Consider the following 12,612-nt stretch of genomic DNA (forward strand, 5'->3'; position numbering starts at 1 on the left):
TTCGCCGTGCCCTTTTTATTTAAGTTGGCTGATATGCAGGATATTCAAACGCAACCCGACACCACCTTTACGCTCAACCATCTCTCCTTTCGCGTACCCGGGCGCACGCTGCTGCATCCGCTCTCTCTGACGTTTCCGGCCGGTAAAGTGACGGGACTGATTGGTCACAACGGTTCCGGTAAATCCACGCTGCTCAAGATGCTGGGGCGCCATCAGCCGCCTTCAGAAGGCGATATTCTGCTGGATGACCAACCGCTGGAGAGCTGGAACAGTAAAGCCTTTGCCCGCAAAGTGGCCTATCTGCCGCAGCAGCTGCCGCAGGCGGAAGGGATGACGGTGCGTGAGCTGGTGGCGATTGGGCGTTATCCGTGGCACGGTGCGCTTGGGCGCTTCGGCGTCGCCGACAGAGAGAAGGTGGAAGAGGCGATTGCGCTGGTCGGGCTAAAACCGCTGGCGCACCGTCTGGTGGATAGCCTGTCCGGCGGCGAACGTCAGCGCGCGTGGATTGCGATGCTGGTGGCGCAGGACAGCCGCTGTCTGCTGCTGGATGAACCGACCTCTGCGCTGGATATCGCCCATCAGGTCGACGTCCTGGCGCTGGTGCATCGCCTGAGCCAGCAGCGTGGCCTGACGGTCATTGCGGTCCTGCACGATATCAACATGGCCGCGCGCTATTGTGACTACCTCGTCGCGCTGCGCGGGGGCGAGATGATTGCCCAGGGGACACCGGCCGAGCTGATGCGCAGCGAAACGCTGGAACATATTTACGGTATTCCGATGGGTATTCTGCCTCACCCGGCCGGGGCTGCACCGGTGAGCTTTGTCTACTGATGCTGAATAACACACGCATTAGCCGCCGTCGCCTGCTGACGGCGATGGCGCTCTCGCCGCTGCTGTTAAAAATGAATACGGCGCGTGCCGCCGCCGTCGATCCGCACCGTATTGTGGCCCTGGAGTGGCTGCCGGTCGAACTGATGATGGCGCTCGGCGTTACGCCCTATGGCGTAGCGGACATTCCTAACTATAACCTCTGGGTGAACGAGCCAAAGCTGCCGGACTCGGTAATCGACGTCGGTCTGCGAACGGAGCCAAACCTTGAGCTGCTCACCCAGATGAAACCTTCGTTCCTGTTCTGGTCAGCGGGCTACGGCCCGTCAGAGGAGACTATGGCGCGCATTGCGCCAGGACGTGGATTTGCTTTCAGCGACGGTAAAAAACCGCTGGCCGTGGCGAAAAACTCGATTAACGAGATGGCGCATTTCCTCAACCGCGAAGAGGAGGCCAAAAAGCATCTCGACGAGTTTGATGCCCTGATAGACTCGCTGAAGCCGCGCTTTGCTCACCGGGGCGATCGTCCGCTGCTGATGGTGACGCTGCTGGATGCCCGCCATATGCTGGTCTTCGGTAAAAACTGTCTGTTCCAGGAGGTGCTGGACAGCTTCGGCATTCGCAACGCCTGGGAAGGGGAGATGACCTTCTGGGGCAGTACCGCCGTGGGTATCGATCGCCTGGCGGCGTTTCGCGATGTGGACGTGCTCTGTTTCGACCACGGTAACGAACGCGACATGCAAACCCTGATGGCGACCCCGCTCTGGCAGGCGATGCCGTTTGTACGCGAGAAGCGCTTCCAGCGCGTCCCGGCGGTCTGGTTCTACGGTGCGACGCTGTCGGCCATGCATTTTGCCCGCGTGCTGGATAACGCCCTGGGAGGTAAAGCATGAGTACGCGTATCGCCCGCTTCCCGGCGCTGCTGTTATCCCTGCTTTTTCTGGTTGCGCTGGTATTAACCGGGTTCAACCTCTCCGCGGCCTTACCACGCGCGCAGTGGGGGGCCGCTCTGGCCTCGCCGGACATCGACAATATTCAGCAGATGCTGTTCCACTACAGCCTGCTGCCGCGTCTGGCGATCTCCCTTTTGGTCGGGGCCGGCTTAGGGCTGGTGGGCGTGCTGTTCCAGCAGGTTTTACGTAACCCGCTGGCAGAGCCAACCACGCTCGGCGTCGCGACCGGCGCGCAGCTTGGGATCACCATCACCACGCTGTGGGCGCTGCCGGGAGCGTTAACCTCGCAGTTTGCGGCACTCGCGGGGGCGTGCGTGGTGGGCGCGCTGGTCTTTGGCGTGGCCTGGGGCAAGCGCCTTTCCCCGGTAACGCTAATTCTGGCCGGGCTGGTGGTGAGCCTGTACTGCGGGGCGATAAACCAGCTGCTGGTGCTGTTCCATCACGATCGGCTGCAAAGCATGTTCCTGTGGAGTACCGGCACGCTCACCCAAACCGACTGGAGCGTTGTCCTGCACCTGTGGCCACAGCTGGCTGGCGGCGTCGTGCTGACGCTGCTGCTCCTGCGCCCTCTGACGCTCATGGGGCTGGATGATGGCGTGGCGCGTAACCTGGGGCTGGCGCTGTCGCTGGCTCGTCTGGCGGCGCTGACGCTGGCGATTGTATTAAGCGCCCTGCTGGTAAACGCGGTCGGCATCATCGGGTTTATCGGCCTGTTTGCGCCGCTGCTGGCGAAAATGCTCGGGGCGCGTCGCCTGCTGGCGCGTCTGATGCTGGCGCCGCTGATTGGGGCCCTGATCCTCTGGCTTTCCGATCAGCTTGTTCTCTGGCTGGCGCAGGTCTGGAGGGAAGTGTCCACCGGCTCGGTGACCGCGCTTATCGGGGCGCCGCTGCTGCTGTGGCTGCTCCCGCGCCTGCGCAGCATGAGCGCACCGGCGATGGACGCCGGCGATAAAGTTTACGCTGAACGTCGGTCGGTGCTGTGGTTTAGCCTTGCCGGTCTGGCTGTGCTGATTATCGCTTCGTTTGCGGCGCTCTCATTTGGACGCGATGCCGTGGGCTGGCACTGGGCGACGGGGGATTTACTCAATGAACTGGTGCAGTGGCGCTGGCCGCGTATCTTCGCTGCGCTGATCGCAGGGGTAATGCTGGCGGTGGCGGGGTGCATTATTCAGCGTCTGACCGGCAACCCGATGGCAAGCCCGGAAGTGCTCGGGATCAGCTCTGGCGCCGCCTTTGGCGTGGTGCTGATGCTGTTCTTTGTGCCGGGGAATGCGTTTGGCTGGCTGATGCCTGCCGGCAGTATCGGTGCGGCAGTCACGCTGATGATTATCCTTATTGCCGCCGGTCGCGGCGGATTTTCACCGCACCGCATGCTGCTGGCCGGGATGGCGCTCAGCACCGCGTTTACCATGCTGCTGATGATGCTGCAGGCCAGCGGCGATCCGCGTATGGCGAAGATCCTGACCTGGATTTCCGGCTCAACCTACAACGCCACCGGCAGCCAGGTGGTCTGGTCCGGGATCTCGATGCTCGTGCTGCTGGCGATGGTGCCGCTGTGCCGCCGCTGGATGACCATTTTGCCGCTCGGCGGCGAAACCGCGCGCGCGGTGGGAATGGCGCTGACGCCAGCGCGCGTGGCCCTGCTGCTGCTGGCGGCGTGCCTGACGGCTGTGGCAACCCTGACGATTGGACCGCTGAGTTTTGTCGGATTAATGGCCCCGCACATTGCCAGAATGATGGGGTTCCGCCGGACGATGCCGCATATTGTGATGTCGGCACTGACGGGCGGGATGATGCTGGTGTTTGCGGACTGGTGCGGAAGAATGGTGCTGTTCCCGTATCAGATCCCGGCGGGTCTGCTGTCGACCTTTATCGGTGCGCCGTACTTTATTTATCTGTTGAGAAAGCAGAGCCGGTAATAAAAGTAAACGGCAATCCTTAGATTGCCGTTTTTGTGTTTGCTCCCTCTCCCCGTGGGAGAGGGTTGGGGTGAGGGCATCAAGCCGCACATCTTACAGCTTCGCAAACACCTTGCGCGCCGCGTCGATGGTGTTATTGATATCTTCTTCGCTGTGCGCCACGGACATAAAGCCCGCTTCGAACGCGGACGGCGCCAGGTACACGCCTTCTTCCAGCATCAGGTGGAAGAAGCGCTTGAAGCGTTCAACGTCGCACTTCACCACGTCCTGATAGCAGGTCACGGTTTTCGCATCGGTGAAGAAAATCCCGAACATGCCGCCCACGTGGTTGACCACCAGAGGGATACCGGCCTCTTCTGCGGCTTCCAGCAGACCGTTGGCCAGCTGCGTGGTCAGGTCGGTCAGGGTTTCGTGAATACCCGGCTGTGCCACTTCGGTCAGGCAGGCAAAGCCCGCCGCCATGGCGATGGGGTTACCGGAGAGCGTGCCCGCCTGGTAAACCGGACCGGTTGGCGCCAGGGCTTCCATCACGTCCTTACGACCACCGAAAGCGCCGACCGGCATGCCGCCGCCGATGATTTTGCCGAGGCAGGTCAGGTCCGGCACGACGTCGTAGTAAGACTGGGCACCCGCCAGCGCGACGCGGAAGCCGGTCATGACTTCATCGATGATCAGCAGCGCGCCGAACTCATCGCACAGGGCGCGCAGGCCCGGCAGGAACTCAGCCTGCGGTGGGATGCAGTTCATGTTGCCGGCAACCGGCTCAACGATGATGCAGGCGATCTCCTGCGGATACTGCTCGAACGCCGCGCGAACGGTAGCAAGATCGTTGTAGGTGCAGGTCAGGGTGTGCTTCGCGAAATCTGCCGGTACGCCAGGCGAGTTCGGCTGGCCGAGCGTCAGCGCGCCGGAACCGGCTTTCACCAGCAGGCAGTCCGCATGACCGTGGTAGCAGCCTTCAAACTTGATGATTTTATCGCGACCGGTAAAACCGCGCGCCAGGCGGATAGCGCTCATGGTGGCTTCGGTACCGGAGTTCACCATACGCACCATGTCCATGGTAGGCACCAGCTCGGTCACCAGCTCCGCCATTTTCACTTCCATTTCGGTTGGCGCACCGAAGCTCAGGCCGCGCTGGGCGGCTTCAATCACTGCGTTACGAATGGCAGGGTGGTTGTGCCCTAGCACCATCGGTCCCCAGGAACCTACATAATCGATATAGGCTTTGCCATCGACATCATACAGATACGCGCCGTCAGCACGTTCGATAAACAGCGGCGTACCGCCCACGCCGGTGAAGGCGCGCACAGGTGAGTTCACGCCACCCGGAATAAGCTCGCGGGCTGCACTGTAGAGGTTTTCAGACTTGCTCATGGCGTCGTTCCTGGTTCGAATAAAATGGTTAAGCCCACTATTCTATGTGATTCGATGAAGGTTATGAAATTTTTAGCCGGGCAATGCTTTAAGATTTGTTAAGTAATTTTCAGGAGACGGTGGGGCCGTCTCTGGTAAAATCCTCACGGCTTTTTGTGTGACAAATAAGAACAGGACATGAAATCAGATTCTCCGTCTTTTGAAGAACAACAGTTTACGCGCGCCCAGCACCGAATCAGCATTCGGCGGCTGCTCAATCGCGATAAAACGCCGCTGGCGATCCTGCTGGCCGCTGCCGTGGTGGGTACTCTCGCGGGCCTGGTTGGCGTGGCGTTTGAAAAAGCGGTTAATGCCGTACTCAACTGGCGAGTGGGCACCGTGGCCGGTTTCGCCGACAGCGAATGGCTGGTCTGGGTGTGGGCATTCGGGCTGTCCGCGCTGTTTGCCATGGTGGGGTATTTTCTGGTGCGTAAATTCGCGCCGGAGGCGGGGGGATCGGGCATCCCGGAAATTGAGGGCGCGCTCGAGGAGCTGCGTCCGGTGCGCTGGTGGCGGGTGATTCCGGTTAAGTTCATCGGCGGCATGGGGACTCTGGGCGCGGGAATGGTGCTTGGACGGGAAGGACCCACGGTACAGCTGGGGGGGAACGTCGGCCGCATGGTGGGCGATCTGTTTCGGATGCGAAGCGCCGAAGCGCGCCATACGCTGCTGGCAACCGGCGCGGCGGCGGGGCTTTCCGCCGCGTTTAATGCGCCGCTGGCGGGCATTTTGTTCATTATCGAAGAGATGCGCGCGCAGTTCCGCTACAACCTGATCTCAATTAAAGCGGTGTTTACCGGCGTCATTATGTCGAGCATCGTGTTTCGCATCTTTAATGGCGAGGGCGCGGTCATTGAGGTGGGTAAACTCACCAACGCGCCGGTCAATACCCTGTGGCTTTACCTGATCCTCGGCATGATTTTTGGCGTGGTGGGGCCGCTGTTTAACACCTTTATCCTGCGCGCTCAGGATATGTTCCAGCGCATTCACGGCGGGAACACCACGAAATGGGTGCTGATGGGTGGTCTGCTGGGCGGCATGTGTGGCGTACTCGGGTTTATCGAGCCGAATGCCGCAGGCGGCGGGTTCGGACTTATTCCCATTGCGGCGGCGGGGAATTTCAGCGTGGGTCTGCTGCTGTTTATGTTTATCTCCCGGGTTATCACGACGGTACTGTGCTTCTCTTCCGGCGCGCCCGGGGGGATTTTTGCCCCGATGCTGGCGCTGGGTACGCTGCTCGGGACCGCATTTGGTATGGCGGCTGAAGTGGGCTTTCCCGCCTATCACCTTGAAGCCGGGACCTTTGCGGTGGCCGGAATGGGGGCGCTGCTGGCCGCGTCCCTGCGTGCTCCCTTGACCGGGATCGTGCTGGTGCTGGAGATGACGGACAATTACCAGCTCATTTTGCCAATGATCATTACCTGTCTCGGCGCGACACTATTAGCCCAGTTCCTGGGTGGAAAACCGTTATACTCCACCATCCTCGCGCGTACCCTGGCGAAACAAGAGGCTGAACGGGCCGCCACGCAGAATACTTGAATGAATTACCAGGGTATTAGATAATGACATAAAGAATTGGGTGAATTTTGCCCAATAGCAGTATTCATGGGAGCATAAGATGAGTGATGACGTAGTAGCTGTACCGCTCGAATTTACCGAAGCAGCAGCCAACAAAGTGAAAGTCCTGATTGCCGACGAAGACAATCCGGATCTGAAACTGCGTGTCTATATTACCGGTGGCGGCTGCAGCGGCTTCCAGTATGGTTTTACCTTTGACGATCAGGTTAACGATGGCGATATGACTATCGAGAAACAGGGCGTCGCGCTGGTGGTTGACCCGATGAGCCTGCAATATCTGGTGGGTGGTTCGGTGGATTACACCGAGGGTCTGGAAGGTTCGCGCTTTGTGGTCACTAACCCGAATGCGACAAGCACCTGCGGGTGTGGATCTTCGTTCAGCATCTAAGAGAGTGCGGGCTGATGCCGTTACTCCGTCCCTTTCTCACAGGGATAGGGCGTAAATACTCAAAACGGTAACCTTGCGGTTACCGTTTTGCTTTTACCTGCCATTATCATCCAGCGCAAACGTCGGCAGCTTCAGGTGCCAGCGTATCGCCGCTAAGCGTATCACCAGCGTCACGACCATCCCCAGCATCGCGGCATTTTCCAGCGGGAGGGCAAAGGTGTAGTACGTGGTAGCGTGAACAATCCCGCCCACAATGCAGGCCGTCGCGTAAATTTCAGTACGCAGGATCATCGGCACTTCACGCGCCAGAATGTCGCGAATGATCCCACCGCCCACGCCGGTTAATACGCCCATGCAGATCGCCACCATCGGACCGGTACCCGCATTAAACGCCTTGTTGACGCCAATACCGACAAACACGGCCAGACCCACGGCATCCAGTACCGGCAATATCCACTTGGGTAAGCGGCGGGGCTGGCGAACCAGCACAATGGTTAACAGGCAGGTGACCATCGCGACCACCAGATCGGTAGGATCTTTCACCCAAAACACCGGGCCATTTGCCAGCGCCATATCGCGGATAGTCCCGCCGCCGACGGCGGTCACGACGCCCAGCACCAGCACGCCAAACGGATCCATGCGTAGTTTTCCAGCGAGCAGAACGCCGGAGATAGCAAAAACGGCTGTGCCAAGAATATCCAGCCAATAAACGAGCATCGTTAAATCCTCGAAAAGGGTCTTATGTTAGTGACTCTCTGCCAGCGCGGCACAGAGCTGTTTTGCGGCGAGGATAATACGCGGGCTGGCGCGTTCAAACCAGTCGCTGTTGAGCGGGATCACCGGAATTTTTAGCTGCCTTTGCCAGAATTGTTCAATTTTAGGAATCTCGCTCGCATTTCCGACCACGACGATGGCCTGCGGCTGGCGCGCCAGGACCTGCTCGCGGCTCACCTGCGGCCAGGGTACCCGGCTGGCAGCAAAGATGTTTTCACCGCCGCAGACTTCCAGCACCTGGTTCTGAATCGACCCTTTTCCGGTGGTAAACAGCGGCTGGCTGCCAAACTGCAGGAAGATGCGCTTTTTAACAGGGGTATCGTATCGGGATTTCAGCGCGGCATAATCGCTCAGCATCTGTTTCGCCGCAGCCTCGGCTTTTTTGGGCGTAGGGCTATAGGGGGCCAGGGCGCGTAGCGCCTGAGCGACCTGCTCAATGCTGACGGCATCAATCCACATGACCTTTATGCCAAGCGAGGTGAGCTGGTTGACCTGCCGCTCGGCGTTGCCGCCGCGCCAGGCCAGCACGAGATCCGGTTTAAGCGCCACGATGCGCTCAAGGTTCATCCCCTGCCAGGTTGCCACCTGTTCAATACCCGCGGCCTGCGGTGGGTAATCCGAAAAGCTACTCACGCCAACGGGCGTGATCCCGGCGGCAAACGCCAGTTCAGTATTTGCGGGAGAGAGGGTAATCACGCGCGGTAACGCATAGAGCCACAGCGGTACGAGAAGAAGCAGGGCGGCCAGCGCCCTGACGGTATGTTTAGCCACGAGCCAGATTCTGCACCAGGCGCTCCACCATCACGGTGGACTGTTTTGCCGCAACGGTCAGGAACTCGTCGAAGCTGATGTGGGACTGCTGGTCTGCCACGTCAGAGATGGCGCGAACCACCACGAAGGGTACGCTGAAGTTATGGCAGACATGAGCGATCGCGGTCGCTTCCATCTCAACGGCAACCGCCTGAGGGAAGTTATGACGGATTTTCGCCAGCCCAACGGAGCCGTTGATGAAGGCATCACCGCTGACAATCAGACCGCGTACCGCGTTGAGGTTGAGTTCTGCGATGCAGGTCTCTGCCGCCGCAATCAGCTTGTCGTCAGCTTTAAAACCAGCAGGGCAGCCCGGGAGCTGTCCGTACTCGTAACCGAACGCGGTGACGTCGGCATCGTGGTAACGCGCTTCGTCGGAGACAACGATATCGCCCACTTTCAGCGTCGGCGCCAGGCCGCCCGCAGAGCCGGTATTCACGATCACGTCCGGCTTGCAGCGCTCAAGCAGCAGGGTTGCACCCAGCGCAGCAGCCACTTTACCGATGCCTGATTTCAGCAGAGCCACGTCAACACCGTTCAGCTGGCCGGTGTAGATCTCACAACCTCCCAGAGAGAGGGTCTGACGGTTCTCAATTTTGTCACGCAGCAGCGTAACTTCTTCTTCCATTGCACCAATAATGCCGATTTTCATAGATTTACTCGCGATGTGCCTTGTTAAGATGCATAGTCTATCATGCGGTTAAGGGGAAACGCATTCTCACGCGGGGGAGCACATGTCACCAATCGATTTTCGTACCAAAATTAACTGGCACCGACGTTTCCGTTCGCCGCAGGGCGACAAGAGCGAACATGAGATCCTGCGTATCTTCGAGAGCGATCGCGGGCGGATCGTTAACTCGCCTGCTATCCGCCGTCTGCAGCAAAAAACTCAGGTGTTCCCGCTGGAGCGTAACGCCGCGGTGCGCACGCGCTTAACCCACTCGATGGAAGTGCAGCAGGTAGGGCGCTACATTGCCAAAGAGATTTTGAGCCGTCTCAAAGAGCAGCGTTTACTGGAAGCCTATGGTCTGGACGAGCTGACGGGGCCCTTCGAGAGCATCGTTGAGATGGCCTGCCTGATGCATGACATCGGTAACCCGCCTTTCGGCCACTTTGGTGAGGCGGCGATCAATGACTGGTTTAAGCAGCGGCTTTATCCTTCGGATGCGGTAAGCCAGCCCCTCAGCGATGACCGCTGCATCGTACGCGATTTACGCCTGCGTGAAGGTGAAGAGCGGCTGAACGATCTGCGCCGCAAAGTGCGCCAGGATTTGTGTCACTTCGAGGGCAACGCGCAGGGGATCCGGCTGGTTCATTCCCTGATGCGCATGAACCTGACCTGGGCACAGGTCGGCTGCATTCTGAAATATACGCGCCCCGCGTGGTGGATGGGGGATACGCCCGCGTCCCACAGCTATTTAATGAAAAAACCGGGCTATTACCTTTCCGAAGAGGCCTATATTGAACGGTTACGTAAAGAACTTTCATTGACGCCAAACGGCCGCTTTCCATTGACCTGGATTATGGAAGCCGCGGATGATATTTCCTATTGCGTGGCCGATCTGGAAGATGCCGTGGAGAAAAGAATCTTCAGCGTCGAGGAGCTTTATCAGCATCTTTATACGGCCTGGGGCACCCATGAAAAAGGTTCGCTGTTTGCGCAGGTTGTCGAAAATGCCTGGGAAAAATCGCGCTCAAATACATTAAGCCGCAGTACGGAAGACCAGTTCTTTATGTATTTGCGGGTCAATACATTAAATAAACTGGTGCCGTATGCGGCGTCGCGTTTTATTGATAATTTGCCGCTCATTTTCAGCGGGGAATTCAACCACGCGCTGCTGGAAGATGACAGCAGTTTCAGTCAACTCCTTGAGCTTTATAAACATGTGGCGATGCGACATGTATTCAGCCATCCGGATGTCGAGCAGCTGGAGCTGCAGGGCTATCGGGTAATCAGTGGGTTACTGGAAATTTATTCCCCGTTGCTTCAGCTGTCGGTCGATGAATTCAGCGAACTGGTGGAACACGAGCGCGTGCGCAGAATACCCATCGAATCGCGGCTTTATCAGAAACTTTCTACCCGGCATCGTCTGGCGTATGTCGAAGCGATTGGCAAGCTGGAACGCAACTCTCCCGAATGGCCGGTGATGGAATATTATTATCGCTGCCGTCTTATCCAGGACTATATCAGCGGCATGACGGATTTGTATGCCTGGGATGAATACCGCAAGCTGATGGCGGTGGAATAATTCCGGAGTTTTGTAAAGACGGCCAATAAATTTTTACCTTTTCCATAAACTTATCGCCGGAACTAAGCGGTATAAAACGAATCTGAGTTACACAGCAATTTTGCGTTACCTGTAAATCGAGATTGAGAAACATGAAAAAAACCACATTAGCAATGAGTGCACTGGCTCTGAGTTTAGGTTTAGCGCTGTCTCCTCTGACTGCTACTGCAGCCGAGACCGCGTCGTCGGCAGCAACCTCGCAGCAGATGCCAAGCCTGGCACCGATGCTCGAAAAAGTGATGCCATCGGTGGTGAGTATTAACGTTGAGGGCAGCACGACCGTCAATACGCCGCGTATGCCGCGTAACTTCCAGCAGTTCTTCGGCGACAACTCGCCGTTCTGCCAGGACGGTTCGCCATTCCAGAGCTCTCCGTTCTGTCAGGGCGGCGGTGCCGGGGATGACAGCCAGGGCGGCGGCCAGCAGCAGAAATTCATGGCGCTTGGCTCGGGGGTAATTATTGATGCGGCGAAAGGCTACGTCGTCACTAACAACCACGTTGTCGATAACGCGAACAGCATTAAGGTTCAGCTGAGCGATGGCCGCAAGTTTGACGCCAAAGTGGTGGGTAAAGACCCGCGCTCCGACATTGCGCTGATCCAGATTCAGGATCCGAAAAACCTGACGGCGATTAAAATTGCCGACTCTGACGCGCTGCGCGTGGGCGACTATACCGTGGCGATCGGTAACCCGTTCGGCCTGGGTGAAACCGTGACATCCGGTATCGTCTCTGCGCTGGGTCGTAGCGGCCTCAACGCGGAAAACTATGAAAACTTCATCCAGACGGATGCGGCGATCAACCGCGGTAACTCCGGCGGTGCGCTGGTGAACCTGAACGGTGAGCTGATCGGTATCAACACCGCTATCCTGGCACCGGACGGTGGCAACATCGGTATCGGTTTTGCTATCCCAAGTAACATGGTGAAAAACCTGACCTCGCAGATGGTGCAGTATGGTCAGGTGAAACGCGGTGAGCTGGGTATCCTCGGTACGGAGCTGAACTCCGAACTGGCTAAGGCGATGAAAGTTGAAGCTCAGCGCGGGGCATTCGTCAGCCAGGTGATGCCGAATTCCTCCGCGGCGAAAGCGGGCATTAAAGCGGGGGATGTGATCACCTCCCTGAACGGTAAGCCGATCAGCAGCTTTGCCGCCCTGCGTGCCGAAGTAGGCTCAATGCCGATTGGCAGTAAAGTGACCCTCGGCCTGCTGCGCGACGGTAAGCCGGTTAACGTGAGCCTGGAGCTGCAGCAGAGCAGCCAGAATCAGGTGGATTCCAGCACCATCTTCAGCGGGATTGAAGGTGCTGAGATGAGCAACAAAGGCGCAGACAAAGGCGTGGTGGTGAACAACGTGAAAGCGAATTCACCGGCAGCCCGTATCGGCCTGAAAAAAGGCGATGTGATCATGGGCGCTAACCAGCAGCCGGTGAAAAACATCGCTGAACTGCGCAAAATTCTTGAGAGCAAGCCTTCCGTACTGGCGCTGAATATTCAGCGTGGTGATACCTCTCTTTATCTGCTGATGCAGTAATTCTCTGAAGCCCCTGTTCGCAGGGGCTTTCTCGTTTCTGTGATTCTTGCCACAACTCCATACTTCTCCCTCTCTCTTTGTGCATTCGCACAATGCAGCCGTCGCTGAACTTTCCTATGCTTGAGCTCTGCT

General features: G+C 58.1%; 11 protein-coding genes. 7 read left to right on the plus strand and 4 right to left on the minus strand.

The window, feature by feature from the left end; translation table 11 throughout:
• Positions 1–33 precede the first annotated feature (33 nt).
• The 3 genes from fhuC to fhuB are packed head-to-tail and all read left to right on the plus strand — an operon-like array spanning position 34 to position 3,700.
• Entirely contained in the window at positions 34–831 is a 798-nt protein-coding gene (gene fhuC / locus WM95_RS04295; protein ID WP_023310441.1) for a Fe3+-hydroxamate ABC transporter ATP-binding protein FhuC, read from the plus strand.
• Complete coding sequence (fhuD, locus tag WM95_RS04300) at positions 831–1,721, plus strand: Fe(3+)-hydroxamate ABC transporter substrate-binding protein FhuD (RefSeq protein WP_088544648.1); 891 nt, start codon at positions 831–833, stop codon at positions 1,719–1,721. The genes fhuC and fhuD overlap by 1 nt, the downstream gene beginning before the upstream one ends.
• Positions 1,718–3,700 (plus strand): Fe(3+)-hydroxamate ABC transporter permease FhuB, encoded by a 1,983-nt coding sequence (gene fhuB, locus WM95_RS04305; RefSeq protein ID WP_047742785.1) that lies wholly within the window; start codon positions 1,718–1,720, stop codon positions 3,698–3,700. Before fhuD ends, fhuB begins: the two co-directional genes overlap by 4 nt.
• Before the next feature lie 93 nt (positions 3,701–3,793).
• Here the strand turns inward: fhuB and hemL are convergent, their stop codons facing one another.
• Entirely contained in the window at positions 3,794–5,074 is a 1,281-nt protein-coding gene (gene hemL / locus WM95_RS04310; protein WP_063409773.1) for a glutamate-1-semialdehyde 2,1-aminomutase, read from the minus strand.
• A gap of 177 nt (positions 5,075–5,251) precedes the next feature.
• Here hemL and clcA point away from each other — a divergent pair, with 177 nt between their 5' ends.
• Together clcA and erpA are read left to right on the plus strand one after the other, a co-directional pair.
• Positions 5,252–6,652 (plus strand): H(+)/Cl(-) exchange transporter ClcA, encoded by a 1,401-nt coding sequence (gene clcA, locus WM95_RS04315; RefSeq protein WP_039260615.1) that lies wholly within the window; start codon positions 5,252–5,254, stop codon positions 6,650–6,652.
• A 79-nt stretch (positions 6,653–6,731) separates the two neighbouring features.
• Complete coding sequence (gene erpA / locus WM95_RS04320) at positions 6,732–7,079, plus strand: iron-sulfur cluster insertion protein ErpA (RefSeq protein WP_023310446.1); 348 nt, start codon at positions 6,732–6,734, stop codon at positions 7,077–7,079.
• A gap of 93 nt (positions 7,080–7,172) precedes the next feature.
• Here erpA and WM95_RS04325 read toward each other — a convergent pair whose 3' ends face one another.
• From WM95_RS04325 to mtnN, 3 genes are read right to left on the minus strand one after another with little or no spacing between them, the layout of a single operon-like run.
• Positions 7,173–7,796 carry a TRIC cation channel family protein gene (locus WM95_RS04325; protein ID WP_063409772.1) on the minus strand — a complete coding sequence of 208 codons (624 nt, stop codon included), beginning with the start codon at positions 7,794–7,796 and terminating at the stop codon, positions 7,173–7,175.
• 27 nt (positions 7,797–7,823) lie between these two features.
• Complete coding sequence (gene btuF / locus WM95_RS04330; protein WP_063409771.1) at positions 7,824–8,624, minus strand: vitamin B12 ABC transporter substrate-binding protein BtuF; 801 nt, start codon at positions 8,622–8,624, stop codon at positions 7,824–7,826.
• Positions 8,617–9,315 carry a 5'-methylthioadenosine/S-adenosylhomocysteine nucleosidase gene (mtnN, locus tag WM95_RS04335; RefSeq protein WP_014882620.1) on the minus strand — a complete coding sequence of 233 codons (699 nt, stop codon included), beginning with the start codon at positions 9,313–9,315 and terminating at the stop codon, positions 8,617–8,619. Before mtnN ends, btuF begins: the two co-directional genes overlap by 8 nt.
• A gap of 82 nt (positions 9,316–9,397) precedes the next feature.
• Here mtnN and dgt point away from each other — a divergent pair, with 82 nt between their 5' ends.
• Together dgt and degP are read left to right on the plus strand one after the other, a co-directional pair.
• On the plus strand, positions 9,398–10,912 hold the full coding sequence (gene dgt / locus WM95_RS04340; RefSeq protein ID WP_063409770.1) for a dGTPase: 1,515 nt from the start codon (positions 9,398–9,400) through the stop codon (positions 10,910–10,912).
• Between the two features lie 131 nt (positions 10,913–11,043).
• The gene (gene degP, locus WM95_RS04350) at positions 11,044–12,480 is read left to right on the plus strand and encodes a serine endoprotease DegP (protein WP_063409769.1); all 1,437 of its coding nucleotides are present in this window, start codon (positions 11,044–11,046) and stop codon (positions 12,478–12,480) included.
• The last annotated feature ends 132 nt before the right edge of the window (positions 12,481–12,612 follow it).

The sequence above is a fragment of the Enterobacter cloacae complex sp. ECNIH7 genome (assembly GCF_002208095.1).
GTDB lineage: Bacteria > Pseudomonadota > Gammaproteobacteria > Enterobacterales > Enterobacteriaceae > Enterobacter > Enterobacter cloacae_M.

Bases quoted from the DNA above. Each gene is read 5' to 3' on its own strand.
- fhuC (WP_023310441.1), top strand. From the start codon at position 34: ATGCAGGATATTCAAACGCAACCCGACACCACCTTTACGCTCAACCAT.
- fhuD (WP_088544648.1), top strand. From the start codon at position 831: ATGCTGAATAACACACGCATTAGCCGCCGTCGCCTGCTGACGGCGATG.
- fhuB (WP_047742785.1), top strand. From the start codon at position 1,718: ATGAGTACGCGTATCGCCCGCTTCCCGGCGCTGCTGTTATCCCTGCTT.
- hemL (WP_063409773.1), bottom strand. From the start codon at position 5,074: ATGAGCAAGTCTGAAAACCTCTACAGTGCAGCCCGCGAGCTTATTCCG.
- clcA (WP_039260615.1), top strand. From the start codon at position 5,252: ATGAAATCAGATTCTCCGTCTTTTGAAGAACAACAGTTTACGCGCGCC.
- erpA (WP_023310446.1), top strand. From the start codon at position 6,732: ATGAGTGATGACGTAGTAGCTGTACCGCTCGAATTTACCGAAGCAGCA.
- WM95_RS04325 (WP_063409772.1), bottom strand. From the start codon at position 7,796: ATGCTCGTTTATTGGCTGGATATTCTTGGCACAGCCGTTTTTGCTATC.
- mtnN (WP_014882620.1), bottom strand. From the start codon at position 9,315: ATGAAAATCGGCATTATTGGTGCAATGGAAGAAGAAGTTACGCTGCTG.
- dgt (WP_063409770.1), top strand. From the start codon at position 9,398: ATGTCACCAATCGATTTTCGTACCAAAATTAACTGGCACCGACGTTTC.
- degP (WP_063409769.1), top strand. From the start codon at position 11,044: ATGAAAAAAACCACATTAGCAATGAGTGCACTGGCTCTGAGTTTAGGT.